We start from the raw sequence: 19276 nt of genomic DNA on the forward strand, positions 1-19276 counted from the left end.
ATTAAAAAAATGTACAGAAATCATACTTGCGGAGAACTGACTCTTGCTGATGTAAATAAAGAAGTAACCCTTGCGGGATGGGTACAAAAAGTGCGTAAACTTGGTGGCGGAATGACCTTTGTCGATCTCCGCGACCGCTATGGAATTACCCAGTTGGCATTCAGCAAAGATGTAAACGCAGATTTGTATGAACAATCGAATAAGTTCGGGCGCGAATATGTATTACAGGTAACAGGTACAGTACAGGAACGTTCGAGCAAGAATATGAATATACCGACCGGCGAGATAGAAATCATAGTCAACAAGCTGGTTATATTGAATACATCGGAAGTTCCGCCTTTCACTATCGAAGACGAAACCGACGGAGGTGAAGACCTGCGCATGAAATACCGCTATCTGGACTTACGCCGTACTCCTGTACGCAAAAATCTGGAACTGCGCCACAAAATTGCTTTCGAAACACGCCGTTTTTTGGATGAACGCCAGTTCATAGAAGTGGAAACTCCGGTATTGATCGGTTCTACGCCAGAAGGAGCGCGCGACTTTGTTGTGCCATCACGTATGAATCCGGGAGAATTTTATGCCCTGCCACAATCCCCTCAGCTATTCAAGCAATTGCTGATGGTATCTGGATTTGACCGTTATTTCCAGATTGTGAAATGTTTCCGCGACGAAGACCTTCGCGCCGACCGTCAGCCGGAATTCACCCAGATAGACTGTGAAATGTCGTATGTCAGTCAGGAAGACGTGTTGAATATGTTTGAAGGGCTGACCAAGCACCTGTTCAAGAAGGTAAAAGGTATAGACATACCCGACTTTCCGCGTATGACCTATGCCCACGCGATGAAATATTACGGTTCGGATAAGCCGGATACTCGTTTCGGGATGGAATTCGTGGAAATTAAAGACCTGACTACAGGTAAAGATTTCGTTGTATTCGATTCATGCGAATATGTAGGAGCTATCTGTGCCAAAGGTGCGGTATCATACACCCGCAAACAACTGGATGCGCTTACCGACTATGTAAAACGCCCGCAAATCGGTGCAAAGGGACTTGTATATGTACGTTATGAAGCCGATGGCTCTCTGAAATCGTCTGTAGACAAATTCTATACAGCCGAAGACCTGAAAAAATGGGCGGAACGTTGTCAGGCAGAACCGGGAGACCTTATCCTTATCATATGCGGTGAAACAGAAAAGGCGCAGAAACAGCTATGCGAACTCCGTCTTGAAGTCGGAGATCAATTGGGACTCCGCGATAAAAATAAATTCAATTGCCTTTGGGTTATCGATTTCCCTTTGTTGGAAAAGGACGAAGAACTGGGACGCTTCTTTGCGAAGCACCATCCGTTTACGAGTCCGAAGGAAGAGGATATTCCCATGCTGGAATCAGATCCGGGAGCTGTACGTGCCAATGCATACGACATGGTGATCAACGGTGTTGAAGTTGGTGGTGGTTCGGTTCGTATCCACAACAGCCAGTTGCAGAATAAGATGTTCCATGTACTCGGGTTTACCGAAGAAAAGGCGCAAGCTCAGTTCGGCTTCCTGATGAATGCATTTAAATACGGAGCGCCTCCGCATGCAGGTCTGGCATTTGGCCTTGATCGTTTAGTATCCCTTTTCGCAGGTCTGGACAGTATCCGCGACTGTATTGCATTCCCTAAAAACAATTCGGGGCGTGATGTTATGATCGACGCACCAGCTGTCCTTGAACAGGAACAATTGGATGAATTGAATCTGAAGGTGGAGATAAAGAAATAATATCAAATAGATAATAAAAGATATAACGCCTTAACTTTTCCGGTTAAGGCGTTATTTTTAGAGAAAAACTTTATCTTTGATAACAAATAGTTTAATGAAATGGTGAAAGAAAAACTCATTATAAAAAACTTTGCAGGATTTGAGCATATCGAATTCGATTTTAAACCTATAAATATTTTTATAGGGCCACAGGCGGCGGGAAAAAGTGTGGTGGTGAAGTTGGCATATTATTTTAAGTCGTATTTGAATGATTTATATAAATTTGATAGAATACATATGCCAAGTGAACTCATAGATAGGTATAATGATCTTTTTTATAGTTACTTTCCCGTAGAATCATGGAGTAATAAAAACTTTACAATAAAATATATTTTAGACAAATCATTTATTATTATTTCTAGCTCCAGAAAAGCAAAAGATTGGTATATTGAAGTGAAATTTTCGAAAGACATAAGAGAAATAATAGAATCTCTAACTGAGATATTGGAAAATAATTTGGATCCACAAATGATAAATTTCTCAACTGCTAGAAACCTTAGAGAACTAAAAGAAAAAGTAAAATATAAATCAGTATTACAAAGCAAACAGTACTTTATACCAGCAGGAAGAAGTTTCTTTTCTAACATACAATCTAATATTTTTGCTCTTTTGCAAAGTAATAATACAATTGATCCATTTATTATCGAATTTGGAGCTAATTATGAACAAGCAAAAGTAGTATTTAATAAATCAAGTGATATTTTCAGGACTCACAATAAGCTAAGTAAACTTTGTTCAGAAATATTAAAAGGCATTTACATTAGAGATAATCAAATTGACTATCTAGTTCAGAAAGACAAAAGGAAAATCTCACTATTAAACGCTTCTTCTGGACAACAAGAAACGTTTCCTTTATTGATGTTTATCCAAACACTATTTTTTCCTTCAAATAAAGAACCTAAGGATCCTGTATTATATATAGAAGAACCGGAAACACATTTATATCCAGTGGCACAAAAACAAATTGTTCAAGTATTGTCTCGACTTTTTAATATACTCATAAACAAACAACTATTCATCACTACTCATTCGCCTTATATCCTTGCAGCTTTCAATAACCTGCTGGAAGCAGGCAATATCATCAAGGAAAAACCTGAATTAGCAGAAAAAGTATATAAAATTATACCGAAAGAAGAAGTTCTGGATATAGAAAACTTTATTGCTTATTCCATCAAAGATGGGAAGAAGGAAGTATTGATAAATGAAGAAACCAACCTTGTTTCTCAGAATATGCTGGATGATGCATCCAACGAAATAGCAGAGGAATTTGGAAAACTTGTTGATTTAGAGTTTGGTGAAGAATAAAAGGCTGTCAGAATGGAAGATATAAAATGTGAGTGTTCTGAATTAATAAGCTATCCTTTGATTGTACTGGAAGAGCAGAAAAGCAAAATAGTATTCGAAAATAAAAACAGGATAGAAATAAATAAAATAACTGTTGATGGTTGTCAAATTACAGATGAGAGACCCCGATGTGACTATCTTTTGATAAAAGTCGATGAAAATACGGAGTATTTCGTAGAATTGAAAGGACATGATATAAACAGAGCGTTGGAACAAATAGAAGCGACTATTCCAAGATTAAGCAAAGATATGAGACAACAGAAGAAATATTGTTTCATCATATCTGTCCGTACTCCAATGTCTTCCACTCAAATTCAAAATATAGCGAAAAGTTATAAGAAAAAATACAATGCTGAACTTATTATGAAAAGCTCACCAGGCTCTCATACTTTATAAAACATCTATGAAAAAGCTCGTCAAGATCTTACTAGCTCTCGTAATCGGAATAATCATCCTTCTGACTGCTGTTTATGCTTATTATGGTGGATTCAGAACTGTAAACTTTGAAGAAAAAGAAACAGGCGGGGAAGTATTCGTCTATGAAAATGTTACAGGAGATTACAGTCAAAGCCCGGTAGTAATGGACAGCATTTATTATGCGTTGCTCAACGATTATAAAATAGAAACAACAAAGGGTGCAGGCATGTATTATGACAATCCTCAACAAGTAGAAAAGAGTAAACTACGCTCGGAAATAGGTTGTATACTCGATACACCTCTTGACAGTATGCAGATGGTGGTACTCTCAAGCAGATTTAAAGTTAAAACGCTACCTAAAAGCGACTATATAGTCGGAGAATTCCCCAATAAAGGAATGATATCGACAATGGTAGGAATAATGAAAGTATATCCGGCAATGACCAAATACATCGAAACGACCGATTATAAAGCAGATGGACCTGTGATAGAAATATATGATGTACCGGCTAAAGTAATTATATACAGGCAATCTGTATCGAAATAGAAGTGAAAAGAGGAGTACACGCAAGTACTCCTCTTTTTATATTCGATCAATTTTTCTTGTCCAACTCCCGGGCTACCCTGCTCTTCATATAATCGCCCCGCAGGTCACGGGCCAATATCGTTCCGTCGGGACCGATAAGTATTATATGAGGTATACCTCTTACACCATACATTTTGGTCGGTATCTCCTGCGCATTTATTATCTGCGGCCATTCTACTTTATCTTCTACAATAGCCTTTTGCGTATCTTCCGGCTTATCCCATACGGCAACACCTACGATCTCGAATTTATCCCCTTTATATTTTTTGTATATTTCTTTCATATTCGGAGTTTCTCCCCTACAAGGGCCACACCAACTCGCCCAGAAGTCTACCAATATACATTTGCCTTTTCCTGCATAATCCGACAGTGATACTTTTGTGCCATCAGGCTGCACTATTGTAAAGTCACTAAATTTCTGACCTTCAGCAGTCTTTTTCAGAGCATCATTTGTTCCTACAATTTTCTTCACCATTTCCAAGGAAGCAATATCTTTACTTAATTTGGCAACAGCAGTATCTATCTGACCTGTACGCATCCACATCGACATCTCGTCCAATACAACAGACCCGATAACATTATTTGTGTTAGCATCGAATGTATTTTCCATCAGGTCCATATATTTAGGAGTCCATACTTTAATAAATATACTATCGAACTCCGCCTTGAACTTATCTTTATCCTTAATTTTATTTTTTAGCTCCGTATAGATATTTTCCCTTTCTTTATATAGTTCTCCCGTTTTCTTATTATAATCTGTCAAAGCATCATTCAATGGAGTATTTGACGCTATGCCATCTTTTAAATTAATAATTATTCGTCCTGTATCCAGTATTAACGGTACATATGCACCATCTTCAATAAATACTCCGGCATACCGGATAGTATCTGCGATCCCTTTAAATACAAATTTGTTGCTATCTATCAAAACACTATCTATCTTTTTATTTCCCAACCTATTATGGTCGATAAGATAGATTTTCTGCCCATTATAGGTCGAATCGGCTATACCCTCAATCACGTACCCGGGTATTACAGGCTGTTTCTTTTCACAGGAAACCATAATGGCCATACTTGTTACCATTATTAATAAAGCATGGATTGTTCTTATTTTCATATTATTAGGTATTAGAATCGATAAATTTAAAATTTTTAAAATATCTTTCTCCAATAATACTGTTAAATAAATAAAAGAGTCTGTTCGTCGGAACTCGCCGTCGACACAGATTTTGTAAAACGTGATTTGTGCCTGATATAAAAGATTCCGGTTGTAATGGATAAAGATTTTTAAAGAAAATTATCTATATAGGCAGAAGGCTGATAGCATATAATATCAGTTCATCATTCTTTGAAAATTTGAAATTACAAAACAGGAAGAAACAGACTAAAGAGAAAAATAAAACTGTCAGGTTTGTCAGGTTTTCACTAAATAGTTATGAGTTATAAGTTTTGTCGCTTCTTATTACTAATGGCTAATAGCCAGAAAAAATTGACAGATAATAAAAAGGGGAAAAAGTGTCAGGTTTGTCAGGTTTTTACTCCTACCCTATCAAATACAGATATATTTATCCAAGGATTCAAAAAACAGGGTCGCTCAATGAACAACCCTGTGATATTTAAGCCTTGACTATGATCTAAGGGTATTGACAGCCGGAATGCTTTCGATCTTTAATCCAATGAACAGCAATATCAACAGGTTCCGTAAAATCCGAAAACGCCGTGTTATGACCTAATGTTGAAAACAGACAGTAGTCGTAATATTTCCCCTGCGCTTTGAGTGAGTTAAGACTATCCATCGATAACCTTACGGGGACTTGTACATCCTTGTCGCCAAAAAGCCAAAGGCCCGGAATTGAAAGTTTACTAAGGGCGTCGCAAGGATCAGTACTTATAAATTGATCCAATTGATAACGATCTGGCTCATTACCTATACGTTCGCGTGCCTCCGGGATGTATCTACGTACATCTGCTTCGGTGTGAATATCCCAAAAATCGGATTTTCCTTCTGTATAATGCTGAAAAATAAGCTGATCAAGAGTTGGAATAACAGCACCGCTAAACAACACTATAAAATCCGCAATAGGATTGTTATTTGCGGCAATAGGAATTATCCACCCTGCCTGACTGATACCTACAAAACCAATGGGAACATTTTTATCCAACTGATGAAGTACATTTAAGGCGGTGCTTGCATCTTCAGCCAATAGAGTGAGATTAGCCGAATCAACGTTGTTAGTTCCTACTTCCGGACCGGCATAAACCCCTTCCGATTCGCCTACTCCACGCTTGTCATAGGTTAACACCGAGATACCTTTTTCGGCCAAAAGTGATGCAAATTCTCTCATTCGGGGTGCCTGGCCAGAACCGTGTACAAGGACTACCGCTGCATGCGAATGGCGTGGCGTGTAAATTGTGCCGGCCAAAGTGATTCCTGCACTCTCAAATCTGATATCCTCAGCGGTCACGTCCGGCAACTGAGCTTTTACTTGATTCAAGGATACTAAGAGTAAGAGTGTAAAAAGACATCCCCTATAAAAAACAGCCATATTTATTAATCTATCAATACTTTTAATATAACTTATAGTACAATCTTTTTTTGTCATATTTACAGATTTAAATTAGTTTGATTTACTTTAATAATAAGACATAACAGACAAAAAAAGGTTACACATTTCTTAATAAAACACAAACATTCTTTTCAAAAAAGAGAGCATCTCTCTTTTGAGATGCCTTCTAACATTATATAAAAAAGTGTTACAGTTTATATTCCTGCCAGCTCTTAATCGGGATATCCGTTTCCTTCATTTCACAGAAAGCCTGAATAAATGCACTCGCCAAGCGGGCGTTTGTGATTAGCGGAATATTATGGTCGATAGCCCCACGACGGATTTTGTAGCCGTTGGTTAGTTCACGGCGTGTATGATTTTTAGGAATATTGACAATTAATTCGAACGTGTGATTCGACATCATATCCATCACATTATGTTCTTTCTCTTCATCCGGCCAACTGACTACCATCGCTTTAACTCCATTATCCGCTAAGAACCGGGCGGTTCCGGCTGTTGCGTAGATATCATAATTATTTTCCTGTAACATGACACAGGCATCCAGCAGATCAACTTTAGATTTACTGTCACCGGACGAAACCATTACGCTCTTCTTCGGAATATTATATCCGACTGAGATCATCGACACCAGCAACGCTTCGCTGAAATCATCTCCCAAACAACCTACTTCGCCGGTCGAAGACATATCCACTCCGAGAACAGGGTCGGTATTATGCAGACGGGAGAATGAGAACTGGGAAGCTTTTACACCTATCCAGTCGATATCGAAATTTGAGTTATCCGGTTTTTCGTAAGATGCATCCAGCATAATGCGGGTAGCCGTCTCAATGAAGTTACGTTTCAATACTTTGGATACAAAAGGGAAACTACGTGAAGCACGAAGATTACATTCGATTACTTTCACCTCATTATTTCTTGCCAAAAACTGCATATTGAAAGGTCCGCTTATGTTTAGCTCTTTCGCTATCTTACGGCTTATGCGTTTGATACGCCGCGCTGTTTCGAAATATATTTTCTGAGCTGGGAAAACAAGTGTTGCATCACCAGAGTGTACCCCGGCAAACTCCACATGTTCCGAAATAGCATATTCCACGATCTCGCCATTTTTAGCTACGGCATCGAATTCTATTTCCTTTGCATTTTGCAAAAACTGGGAAACCACTACCGGATATTCTTTCGAAACCTTTGCAGCCAACGTCAGGAATGTTTCCAGTTCCTCAGCATCGTGACATACATTCATCGCTGCACCTGAAAGCACGTAAGACGGGCGTACCAGCACGGGATAACCCACTTTCTGTACAAAACCCTGAATTTCGCTCAGGCTGGTCAGTTCTTTCCATGCAGGCTGGTCTACACCGAGCTGATCCAGCATACTGGAAAACTTATGACGGTTTTCAGCCCTGTCGATAGACAACGGTGATGTACCCAAAATCGGAATATCCTGACGGTGCAGCCTTATAGCAAGATTATTCGGTATCTGTCCACCCATCGAAACAATTACTCCCTTAGGCATTTCCAGGTCGAGGACATCGAGTACGCGTTCGAATGATAATTCATCGAAATAAAGACGGTCGCACATGTCATAGTCCGTGGATACGGTCTCAGGATTATAATTGATCATGATAGATTTATACCCCAGTTTACGGGCTGTCTGTACGGCATTTACCGAACACCAGTCGAATTCTACCGAGCTACCGATACGGTAAGCCCCCGAACCAAGTACTACAACCGATTTATCATTCTTGAAATACGGTACATCATGTTCACTCCTGTCGTATGTCATATACAGGTAGTTCGTCAAGTCGGGATTTTCGGAAGCAATCGTATTGATACGTTTCACAGACGGTAATACATTCATCTTCTTGCGAAGATTGCGTACACGAAGCGATTCTTTCTCTATGTTGCCATCAGGATCTTCTACAAAGCGCGCAATCTGGAAATCGGAAAATCCAAGATGTTTTGCTTTCAGCAATACATTTTCCGGAACATCTTCTATACTGCTATAACCTTTCAGTATTAATGAATAGTCGTGTATATTTTTCAGCTTTTCGAGGAACCACGGGTCAATCTTGGTCAGGTCGTGTATTTTTTCTACGGTATATCCTTCTTCGAATGCTTTGGCAATGGCGAATACACGCAGGTCGGTCGGATTCGAAAGTTCTTCATCTAGATTGTTAAATTCCAACTCGCGGTTGCCTACAAAACCGTGCATTCCTTGTCCGATCATACGAAGTCCTTTCTGGATTATCTCTTCGAAGGTTTTTCCGATAGACATTATTTCACCTACCGACTTCATACTGGAACCGATAAGGCGTGAGACTCCGACAAATTTACTCAGATCCCAGCGCGGTATCTTACAGATCAGGTAATCGAGCGAAGGAGCTGCATATGCTGAATTAGGCGTCCCTATTTCTCCAATCTGGTCGAGGGTATAACCTAATGCAAGCTTCGCCGCAACAAAGGCCAACGGATAGCCTGTTGCTTTCGATGCCAATGCCGAGGAACGGCTCAGGCGGGCGTTCACCTCGATAACACGGTAGTCGTCAGTTTCGGAATTGAAAGCATATTGGATATTACACTCCCCTACTATACCGATATGGCGAATGGCTTTTTTAGAAAGCTCTTGCAACATGGTCAGTTCCTTTTCATCCAATGAACATGTAGGTGCAACAACTATACTCTCCCCTGTGTGAATGCCGAGAGGATCGAAATTCTCCATACTGGCAACGGTGAAACAGTGGTCGTTCTTATCTCTTATAACCTCAAATTCTATTTCTTTCCAGCCTTTGAGCGATTCTTCTACCAGTATCTGTCTGGAATAAGCAAACGAGCTTTCACACAATGTCTTGAACTCTTCCAGATTATTACTGATACCGCTGCCCAAACCACCTAAGGCATAAGCAGAACGTACCATCACAGGGAAACCTATACGGTTAGCAGCAGCAATGGCGTCTTCCATTGTTTCCACTGCCTGGCTGACAGGTGTTTTCACATCTATCTCATTCAGTTTCTCTACAAACAGATGGCGGTCTTCGGTAGCCATAATCGCTTCTACGGAAGTACCCATAACTTCTACGCCATACTTTTGCAGTGTGCCGTTCAGATACAGTTCCGTACCACAGTTCAGGGCTGTTTGTCCTCCAAAAGCGAGCAAGATACTATCTACGTTCTCTTTCTTTATTATTTCTTCAACGAAATAAGGAGTTACAGGCAGAAAATAAACCTTATCGGCAATACCTTCCGAAGTCTGGATTGTTGCAATATTGGGATTAATCAATACGGTGTAAATCCCTTCTTCTTTTAATGCTTTTAACGCTTGCGACCCGGAATAGTCGAATTCTCCGGCCTGCCCGATTTTGAGTGCGCCCGAGCCTAGCACGATGGCTTTCTTGATTTTGTTAATTGACATAGAATTTATGGCTATATGTGTTAGATTATCTAATGATTGCGTAAAGATAAGGCATTTTTATGAATAAACCCTATAAACATATTATGGTGCTACATCGACAAATAATGGTCTATGATCTGATGCTATGCTGTCGTCCAAAACTTTAGCATGATATACAGGATATGTGCTTCCGGTTTCCGTATATCCCATAATGTAGTCAATAACCCTATCGGGATTAGCTGACGGAAAAGTCATGTCTTCTACATTATTAAGGATTTTCCATCCGGCCGATAAGAGTTTTATCTCTTCCGAATCAGGCTCTGCATTCAAATCTCCGATCAGAAAAACAGGCTTGCCATATGCTTTTGCTTGTTGGTTTATAATTTCAATTGAAGACTTGCGGTCTTCTTTGGTTAAAGAGAGATGTGTGGCAAAGATAATGTGATCTTCAAACTCGACTACAAGGAGAGTACGTTGTTCTTCCTTTCCCGGCAGTGGTATATTTCTTGACGATAAGGGACTCATTTTAGATAATATTCCTACGCCATATTTCCCTCCCTGAAATGAGATGGCAGCTCCATAAACGGCATACATCCCGGTGAGATTACTTAATTTACCGAGAACATCAATCCCATTACTGCGTCGGGTTACACTGTCGAGTTCCTGAATAGCCAGTACATCAGGAGATACAGACTCTATTATGTCTGCTATCCGTTGATAGTTGGTTATATTATCCATACCACGGGCATTCCGAATATTGTAGCTCATAACCCTGAATGTATCCTTCTTTTGAGGATACTGCTCTTTTTGAGCAAATAAGGAGAACGTAAAAGCCATAAAAAAACAGGCTAGAAATAGTTTCTTCATTGTGTTGATATATAATTGTGTTAAAGATACCAATATTTAATATAGTGTCAGGCGTATTTATATAAAAACAGGGCAAACGCATCAAATTGTTCAACTTCTATCGAAGGCCTGTAGGGGCGTATTGCATACGCCCGCATAGCAAAATATCACAATTGGGCGTATGCAATACGCCCCTACATGAGGCTGAAAAACAGCTTTATGAATTTTGATGCGTTTGCCCTATATAAAAATCAGTCTTCAATCAGCAACTCCGGCCTGTATTCGAAGTGCATTGTATCGTAATGATACCACTTCCCACCCCATATAAAACCATGCTTTTCGAAGATATCTACAATCTGCTGTGGTATACGGTTCTTATATTTCACAGCTATGTCTTCTGATGTACAACGGCAGTCCCATTGCCAATAGTTAGAATATTTGACGTTCAGGTCAATTGCTGTACCGAAACTATGTGAACTCAGACGATCAGTTCCCCGTACTTTCCTCCAGTTGAAAGTCCCGGCACTAAGAAGATAGTCTTTAAGTTCGGGGTATTTGTCCAACTCATCCGAAATTTTCTGAAGTTGCTTATCTACTCCGTTTATATTTGTTACCCTCAACTTCTGATTTATAAGATCGGGGCACCATGTGATTGTGACAAGATTCTGTTGTACTTCGGATGGAGTAGATCCATACATTTTCTTTAGTAATTCCTCGTTGCGTATCCGCCCCGGATCATGGTTCTTTGGTATATTCTTCAGCTCTCCTTGTTTGTAATCATAAGTAAAGATATCCCCTAAATCGGAGCTGTTCATCAGTTCGCTATGGCTTTTTTGTCCTCCTTCATCGTATCTGATTTTAGAACCGTCATACATGATAAGAGACGATCCGTCATAGCCTTTAACCCGTGAGGGATAAGCCTGCATTAACTTTCGCACCCCTGAGGGATATGTCATATCCTGTGCTCCGGCATAAAGCGTGCTAAATAAGAGAGATAAGACTAAAGATAGATAGCTTTTCATGTATTTCCTATAAATAAAAAAGGATATACCCCACACAGGATATATCCTCTTCTTATATTCTATCTCTGATTATTTGCGAATAACTTCACCTTTGATATTCAATCTGTAGATTGAATCCGGAACATTTGAAAATACCGTAACGTCTTTACTGAATGTTCCCGGACGACCGGTAGTAGAATAAGTAACTTTAATCTTACCTTCTTTACCCGGCAACACAGGTTCGTTTGTATAATCCGGCGTTGTACAACCGCAACTAGCCTGCACTCTTTGGATAAGGAAAGGCGCTGTGCCTGTATTTTTAAAAGTGAATTCGCAACTTACCGAACCGGCGCTCTCTGCAACTTTTCCAAAATCGTGTACTGCTTTTTGGAAAGTAACCTTAGGCGCTTTTTTACCGTCCTGAGCTGCGATAAAGCCTGTCGATAACACTAATGCAAACAGGATAAGTCCAATTTTTTTCATATTTCCAATTCTAAAATTTACTAATTAATTCTAATGTAGTTTCTAAGTTCATTTAATCTAAATAATTCACAAATGTAATAATAATATTAACTAGATGTTTAACTTTTTAGATTATTTTGCATTAGCCCTGATCTCTCTTATTTGGGTTCTTCCTAATTATATATCCACATCAATACAGGCTTTTTAGATATTTTGAGCATCTCATCCACTTTACGCATCATCTCGTTGCTAACAACAGGGCATCCCTGGCTCCAGCCCAAAGGTAGATGTTTGGGATGAATATTGTGATCAGCAACGGGAGTATGTGAATGCAATACAACCCAGCGCTTGAAAGCATTGCTATTCGTCTTATCGAGACCATGCATCTTATAATGTACATTGATGCCCCAACTGCTATAGGCACGTGCTCCTATCTTATACTTTCCCAACGAAGAACAATAACTACCTTCCACGTTACTGAATACAGGCTTTGCCTGTGTACTTTCCATCCCATAGCCGTGGCAGCAAAGTCCCGAATACCTGATCGTATCTTTAGCGAAATCCCAGACAAAGAAGCGCTTCTTCCCGGAATGGATACTAAAATCGATGAGATAGCAGTATTCAGTATTGAAACCTTTCGATTTGCAATAGATCAAAGCCGAATCTGCTTTCGATTTAAGACGGGTAAAAGCTGCCTGACTTTCGTCTTCTGTATTTCTATGCTCCGTCTGATTTATCCCACTGTTGCAAGACTTGTATCTAATAAAAGATACAAGTCCAACCAGTAGAAGTATGGCTAATATGATAGAGCCAAATATTTTCATATGTATGTAGTTTTAGGTGTAAAAGGTATTTTATATCAATATCACTATTCTTTCACCGTCACCTTTATTCCCTGCGTATGCGATACAAATTCCGGTGCATACATACATTGAATCGTGGTGATTCCATTTGCATATTCCCCTGTACGATTTACATACACAGGATATTCCAATACATAAGTGCCTTTAGGCAGATGGTCGAAGTAGAAATTAGTGGATGCGTCTTTCGCCATCTGATAGTATATCAGACCGCCTGCCCATCTTGTACCCGAAATAGTCTGCTGCGGTTCGAAACACGGCGCACGCATATCTTTCAGTTGAACGAAATCCATATCCCGGTCGGTGCGTACTGTAAGACGGACAATCACTTTATCGCCGACTGTCAGCGGATTCGACTCAGTTATCAGGGTCAAACCTTTTCCTGCTACCGATACATTTTCTTTAAATAACTCCTTACTTACATTCAAATCGCCTTTTTGTACTGTTATCTTGTCCAGATTTTCGTAATACTGCCAGTACATAGCGCCATAAGCAGGTTGAGAGGTGGAGGTCGTTACTTCCACTTTCCCCATATCATTTGTTATTTCCGACTTATTCCATGTTTGTTTGAAATAGCCTGTTCCCAGTTCTTTATTCTCCGGTTGCACAGTCTGGCTTCCTACCTTAATTGATGTTGGAGCGGGTTCTGTTGCAAACCAGTCCGTACCTGAGCTTAACAAGGCACTAATGGCATCAATAGACGCATGAGTAGATTCCCATACCTGTGTACGCTTCTGATTCAGTAGCCAACGTTTCATCATATCCATTTCCTCTTTAGATGTGCCGTTTTGTTCCAAAGCGTCCATCAGGAACGTATGTACACTGATGGCGGAGAGAGACATAAATACATTGCTGCGGTTGTTTGGCCAGTGCATACCTAGTTTGACGTTTTTAACCGCATGTTCTTTAATGGATTTTACAACCTTATTTGCCTGCTCTTTTTCTCCGTTTTGTTTCAGCACAACAGACAGGATAGAACGTTCATACATGTTCAATTTAGTCCAGTTCTTAGTTGCCACGTCTGTATAGAAACGTTCGGCAACACGTGCTTCCTGCGAAATAGGTATATCACGATAGAATGAGCGTACATAAGCAAATTCGAGCTGATTGGTAGAAATAGTCGTAACCTTTTCCCAGTCTTTATTATACTTTTTCAGGTTTTTGAAATCTTCCGCAATCTGATTATCAATATATTTCAGTGCCTTAATTTGCATTTCTTTTATCTCCTGCGGATACTCCACCTGTCCTGTTTTTTGCAAATTAGCATATCCGTAAAGTATATACTGAGTTACCGAACGGCTCGGATAAAGTCCTTTGTACCACGACCAGCCTCCGTCATTTGTAATTAGTTCTGCTAATTTCCTTGTGGCCGCATCGGTTTGTTGTTTAGTATTATTCAGATCGAATAATAATGATAAGCGTTGCATTTGCTCTGTTTCGTCTTTGGCATCAAGTACCCAAGGGGTTTCTTCCAATAGAACGGCTTTCAGTTCTTCATCTTTTTGAAGTTTGGAAACGAGCGTTTGCTTATCTGCTCCCTGTTTTTGCCAAGCTTGTATCATAGAAGCTACTTTCGGATACTGGCGAACGATTGAAGATCCCAATGTATTCACATAATAACTCGCAAACCAGTTCACGGCGTTTTCATTCGACGGATTGCTCATAGCAGGCAATGCCTGTACCGCATACCATGCCGGATTGGATGCGTATTCCAATGTCAGGCGATAGTTGCTCGCTGTGTTTGATGTATTGTTATATAGTTTATCGAATGTGAACGTACTTGTACCCTGCTTCGTCATATCTATCGGCATGCTTTCGGTTACCAGCATACGATTGGATAATACAGCCAATACATGCTGCTCACCGTCACTGAACGATTCGTTCTGCGCCACAATACGACAACCGATTAATTCTATACCGGCAGGAACATCGAATATCCAGTTAACTGATGTAGAGGCATCTTTCTCTAGGGAGAATGTTTGTTTTTGGCTTTTAAGGCCTAAATCAATTACTTTATCAGTTGCAGGGTCAAAGAATTCGATATATACATCTCCGGATAAAGTTTTATCCGAAAGATTTGAAATCTTAGTGGAAATACTTGTCTTATCTCCCTGACGAACAAAGCGCGGCATATTAGGCGTCACCATTAGTTCTTTACGGGTAACCACCATCTGCTCTAATGTACCTACACGTGCATCTTTATCGTGAGCCAATGCCCTAAATCGCCATGTAGTATTGCTTTCGGGCACAGTGAACGATATAAGAGTCTCTCCCTTTTCGTTAGTCCTCAACTGAGGGAAGAAGAATGCTGTTTCATTGAAGTTCTGGCGGATTTGAGGAGTTGGAGTATCAGTATCCTTTTTAAAGCCAATATCTAACAGATCTTCTACGCCTCCTGCCGAATCGGCGAGGACAACAGATTCGTTAAGCATTCCCTGTGGTGCAGCAACAGATGCTACGCCTCTAATCATTATTCCATTTTTAGCCCTCACTCTAGAAACCGAACCGGTCATCAGCTTTTTCTCTTGTATAGCATATGCAGTAACAACAACTCCATCATCAGAATAATTTAAATATTGCCGAGGTATATCCCCCAATGCATTCTTCCGTCCGTATGAATATATATAATCAAACCAGTTGATAATATCTTTTGTCCTTTCAGGAATCGATGTATCATATTGAGCCTTATAATAGAAATTGAACCATCGGGTATAATCGTTACTATACCCTGGGAAACTGTAACTTACAGGCGTTACATATTCCCTGCTTATGTAGGGACGATTAAACGACCATGCCGTATATGGATATAGCTTATCCAGAGAAGTATCGTACATCGAAGCGATCAATTCAGCCAAAATAGGTTGGCTTGTTGTATCCTTCACGCTTATAGTCCATGTTTCGGCCTGTCCCGGACGAAGCTTATCGCGGAATACTTCCAATTTAATGTTCAACTGCGTATCCGGCAAATCTGTTTTCTTGTATAATGAAGCCTCTTTGTTATAAAGTTTACCATCCCTCACGGATGTGAATGTCATTTTCAGTTCATCACCATACTCATCTTTGTAAGGCACGGTGAATGTCTGGTTCGCATCGCTGAGCTTTACGAAACGTTTTTCAAATACCTTCTTATTATTATACAACTGATAAAGGATATATGAATCTTTTTCCGATGAACCGAATATCACTTCGGCCGGCTTGTCTTTCTCAAATAACAGATTCTTTGTTACCAGCCATTCATTTGTCTTTACAGGCGGTTTCTTATCAGCATAAGAATAAAGTACGAAATTCTGCTTTTCACCCACTTCATTGCTTTTGCTATCTAATGCTTTCACCTGTAACTGATATTTACCCGACGCCAATGATTTCAATCTGGCTTTCAGTTCGGTTTGCTCTCCCGTTTTGAATGAGCCGGACAATACATTGCCTTGTATCAGTATCGAATCGTTGTCATCCAGCGCATATATTTCATAAGTCCCCGAAGCTTCTATATCCTGCGCCTGCAAATTACGGGCAGCGATTTTGAGCTCGTAATCACTCGCTTTCTCCATCTGTTGCGGTATATCAATATTGATAACCATAGACACATTCCCAACTGTCAGGGTATAAGTGTTCGACTGTGTTTCGCCGTTCACATCCGTAACTGTAGCTGTAATGTTGAATGTATATATCTGCTTGTCATTGATAGAACGCAGAAGCGCCCTGTTACCGTCTCCGGCTTCGGGGGTAAATGTAATTTCGAACGAACCGTCATCATTTGTTTTCACCGTGCCATCGGTAAAAGGTGTGGTGTTACCTGAACGCCAATACCAAAAGCTAAATTGCTCACGGCTTATATTGTATTTCACATCGGCGCCCTGTAAACTGATGCCAGAGAAGTTTTTGGCATAACCTTTCAGCGTTACCTCTTCCCCGAATGTATAAGTTTTATCTACTTTGTCGAAGGTGATTTCAAAGGTAGGGCGTTTGTATTCTTCTACATTAAAATAGGCAGAAGCATCATCTATCTCGATATGATATCCTCCCAAAAGGCCTGTTTGAGGCAAAATAAATTCGCCGGATATAGAGCCGAATTCATTTGTTATTATTTCCTTTTCAGCAATAGATTCACCGTTTGCATTGTATAGTTCTACGGTGTATTCTTCGTTTGCCAGCAATTTAGAACCATTATCTATGGCTATAGCTTTGAAATAAACAGTCTGCCCCGGACGGTAAATATTCCTGTCCGTAAATATACTGATGGCCTCTTCATCTCCGTCTTGCAGAATCTGGTTCCATCTGTAATTCTGAGCTGATAGGGTTTCTGCCCGCAAGCAGGAATCAGCTCCTAATTCAACCTTATATGTAGCTATATTATAACGGTACTGATCTGTACTGATCGTCTTATCATTGTAAACGGCAAGCCCCAAAGCATCTGTTTTAAGTATTGTTATTAACTTCTGAGCAGTTTTACTATTGGGATATTCATAGGTATATATTTTAACTGTGGCATCTTTTACAGGCTTGCCTGTGATTCGGTCTACTACAAGTATTTCGTATTCATCTTTAGCGCTGTTACGGGATAAGGCGATTAAAGAAGATACGGTAAAATCGAATGTATTATTGATTTGTAAATTTAAGTTATCATTCGCATTATCATTTTCCAAACTATCTTTCGAACGACTACTAAAAGAATATTTTCCGACAGGTAAAACACCTAAATCTACAGACAATGTATCCTGCTGATAGGCAACTTTTGAAATCAAATTCAATTGAAGATCTTTCACCGGATTATACTTTCCGTTTTCTACCTTATATAATTTGAAGTCCGGCTTTTCCGCCAAAGCTTGTAAATTCTTATGTATCAATGTCAGCTGAAACGGTTGTTTCGGATACTGTAACTGATTTCCTTTTATTGTGAGAGACGGATATTCCATTTCATTTAATCTGGCTTGAAGCACTTTTGCCCCGTATGATGCCGGATATTTATCTATTCCTTTCTTTATCCATGTGTAAATCTTTTCGTTTATATCAGCTGACTGCAAATCGAGTATTTGCATATTTGGATATGAATCTACTATCTTGTTTATAATTTCAGTAGATGCTTCACTGTTCTCATATTTCTTTTCCAATGCGATGAAAATATCTAATACTTTATCACCGGACAATGTGCGGGAATTCCGGCTAAGATAGTTTGCTTTATCAATCTCGGTGAAAACAAGTGTCGGTATCATATTACGACTCAACAAATCTTTCATATATTGCTGATAATACAGATAGATGACTTGCCGCTTATCCGCTCCGGCGCTAATATTGAGTTTGATATATTCATCCGCCGGGGCTGCCAGTTGCTCCAGACTTGCCCCCGTAAGCGTTACATCATATTCCCGGTAACCCATCGCCTCAATACCCTTAGCTATCTGAATAGCGCGTTCCATCAGGAAGTCGTACAGAGTAGGATAGTATTTCTGACCGTCGGTACCTAATAGTATTATATCGTCATAAGCCTTGGTTGTGGATTGTTTAAGCGCCATAATATCTTTCACCGATAAATCCAGGTTCGCGATAATCTTATTCATAAAGATATTACTACTCCACTCTTTCATATCTTCAGGGACAACATCCTGTAGATTGGTTCGCTGGTTTATCTGCCACTGGTTGCTGTTATAATAATCGGAATATAACTCAGCTAACATAGAATGCAACAAAGCTTTTTCGTCGGCATTGGTAGTCTGAGCCAATAAAGCCTGTAAGTCTGTGAAGATGGCCTCACTATCGTTCCTGTCTATTTGTTTCTTATATTTATTTTTATAGATCAGGGCTTTGATCACTTGAGTAGTATTCTTATCAGAAATAGCCTTTTGCAGAATTTCATCTACAGATTTTGCTGCTGATTGTGGAAGACTTTGTTGCTCATAATCTTCTACTTGTTTCCACTCATTTTCATATTTCTTATTTGATATTTGTGCTATCATGCTGATGCTCAATAAAAAGAACAGACTAATCAATAATTGCTTCTTCATATT

General features: G+C 39.7%; 12 protein-coding genes. 4 read left to right on the forward strand and 8 right to left on the reverse strand.

Annotated features, from left to right (window positions below; genetic code table 11):
• The first annotated feature begins 9 nt into the window (after positions 1-9).
• From aspS to HMPREF9455_RS14280, 4 genes are all read left to right on the forward strand, one after another.
• On the forward strand, positions 10-1764 hold the full coding sequence (gene aspS / locus HMPREF9455_RS14265) for an aspartate--tRNA ligase (RefSeq protein ID WP_006800423.1): 1755 nt from the start codon (positions 10-12) through the stop codon (positions 1762-1764).
• A gap of 99 nt (positions 1765-1863) precedes the next feature.
• Positions 1864-3108 carry an AAA family ATPase gene (locus HMPREF9455_RS14270; protein ID WP_006800424.1) on the forward strand — a complete coding sequence of 415 codons (1245 nt, stop codon included), beginning with the start codon at positions 1864-1866 and terminating at the stop codon, positions 3106-3108.
• Between the two features lie 12 nt (positions 3109-3120).
• Complete coding sequence (locus HMPREF9455_RS14275; protein WP_006800425.1) at positions 3121-3543, forward strand: hypothetical protein; 423 nt, start codon at positions 3121-3123, stop codon at positions 3541-3543.
• Between the two features lie 7 nt (positions 3544-3550).
• Positions 3551-4111 (forward strand): GyrI-like domain-containing protein, encoded by a 561-nt coding sequence (locus HMPREF9455_RS14280; protein ID WP_006800426.1) that lies wholly within the window; start codon positions 3551-3553, stop codon positions 4109-4111.
• 46 nt (positions 4112-4157) lie between these two features.
• Here the strand turns inward: HMPREF9455_RS14280 and HMPREF9455_RS14285 are convergent, their stop codons facing one another.
• The 8 genes from HMPREF9455_RS14285 to HMPREF9455_RS14320 all read right to left on the reverse strand — a co-directional run bounded on the left by HMPREF9455_RS14285 (position 4158) and on the right by HMPREF9455_RS14320 (position 19273).
• A complete protein-coding gene (locus tag HMPREF9455_RS14285; RefSeq protein ID WP_006800427.1) occupies positions 4158-5267 on the reverse strand; it encodes a TlpA disulfide reductase family protein in 1110 nt (369 codons plus the stop codon).
• Between the two features lie 517 nt (positions 5268-5784).
• Positions 5785-6753, reverse strand: coding sequence for an alpha/beta hydrolase family protein (locus tag HMPREF9455_RS14290; protein ID WP_006800429.1), 969 nt, complete (start codon positions 6751-6753; stop codon positions 5785-5787).
• A gap of 151 nt (positions 6754-6904) precedes the next feature.
• Positions 6905-10126 (reverse strand): carbamoyl-phosphate synthase (glutamine-hydrolyzing) large subunit, encoded by a 3222-nt coding sequence (carB, locus tag HMPREF9455_RS14295; protein WP_006800430.1) that lies wholly within the window; start codon positions 10124-10126, stop codon positions 6905-6907.
• An 81-nt stretch (positions 10127-10207) separates the two neighbouring features.
• Entirely contained in the window at positions 10208-10972 is a 765-nt protein-coding gene (locus tag HMPREF9455_RS14300) for an endonuclease/exonuclease/phosphatase family protein (RefSeq protein ID WP_006800431.1), read from the reverse strand.
• A gap of 230 nt (positions 10973-11202) precedes the next feature.
• Entirely contained in the window at positions 11203-11973 is a 771-nt protein-coding gene (locus HMPREF9455_RS14305) for a M15 family metallopeptidase (protein ID WP_006800432.1), read from the reverse strand.
• Positions 11974-12042: 69 nt separating this feature from the next.
• Positions 12043-12435: a DUF1573 domain-containing protein gene (locus HMPREF9455_RS14310; protein ID WP_006800433.1), complete on the reverse strand. Its 393-nt coding sequence runs from the start codon at positions 12433-12435 to the stop codon at positions 12043-12045.
• 152 nt (positions 12436-12587) lie between these two features.
• A complete protein-coding gene (locus HMPREF9455_RS14315; RefSeq protein WP_006800434.1) occupies positions 12588-13238 on the reverse strand; it encodes a murein L,D-transpeptidase catalytic domain-containing protein in 651 nt (216 codons plus the stop codon).
• Positions 13239-13282: 44 nt separating this feature from the next.
• Complete coding sequence (locus HMPREF9455_RS14320; RefSeq protein WP_006800435.1) at positions 13283-19273, reverse strand: alpha-2-macroglobulin family protein; 5991 nt, start codon at positions 19271-19273, stop codon at positions 13283-13285.
• Positions 19274-19276 lie beyond the last annotated feature (3 nt).

The sequence above is a fragment of the Dysgonomonas gadei ATCC BAA-286 genome (assembly GCF_000213555.1).
GTDB classification, from domain to species: domain Bacteria; phylum Bacteroidota; class Bacteroidia; order Bacteroidales; family Dysgonomonadaceae; genus Dysgonomonas; species Dysgonomonas gadei.

Bases quoted from the DNA above. Each gene is read 5' to 3' on its own strand.
- aspS (WP_006800423.1), top strand. From the start codon at position 10: ATGTACAGAAATCATACTTGCGGAGAACTGACTCTTGCTGATGTAAAT.
- HMPREF9455_RS14320 (WP_006800435.1), bottom strand. From the start codon at position 19,273: ATGAAGAAGCAATTATTGATTAGTCTGTTCTTTTTATTGAGCATCAGC.
- HMPREF9455_RS14270 (WP_006800424.1), top strand. From the start codon at position 1,864: ATGGTGAAAGAAAAACTCATTATAAAAAACTTTGCAGGATTTGAGCAT.
- HMPREF9455_RS14280 (WP_006800426.1), top strand. From the start codon at position 3,551: ATGAAAAAGCTCGTCAAGATCTTACTAGCTCTCGTAATCGGAATAATC.
- HMPREF9455_RS14290 (WP_006800429.1), bottom strand. From the start codon at position 6,753: ATGACAAAAAAAGATTGTACTATAAGTTATATTAAAAGTATTGATAGA.
- HMPREF9455_RS14305 (WP_006800432.1), bottom strand. From the start codon at position 11,973: ATGAAAAGCTATCTATCTTTAGTCTTATCTCTCTTATTTAGCACGCTT.
- HMPREF9455_RS14310 (WP_006800433.1), bottom strand. From the start codon at position 12,435: ATGAAAAAAATTGGACTTATCCTGTTTGCATTAGTGTTATCGACAGGC.
- HMPREF9455_RS14315 (WP_006800434.1), bottom strand. From the start codon at position 13,238: ATGAAAATATTTGGCTCTATCATATTAGCCATACTTCTACTGGTTGGA.
- HMPREF9455_RS14275 (WP_006800425.1), top strand. From the start codon at position 3,121: ATGGAAGATATAAAATGTGAGTGTTCTGAATTAATAAGCTATCCTTTG.
- HMPREF9455_RS14300 (WP_006800431.1), bottom strand. From the start codon at position 10,972: ATGAAGAAACTATTTCTAGCCTGTTTTTTTATGGCTTTTACGTTCTCC.
- HMPREF9455_RS14285 (WP_006800427.1), bottom strand. From the start codon at position 5,267: ATGAAAATAAGAACAATCCATGCTTTATTAATAATGGTAACAAGTATG.
- carB (WP_006800430.1), bottom strand. From the start codon at position 10,126: ATGTCAATTAACAAAATCAAGAAAGCCATCGTGCTAGGCTCGGGCGCA.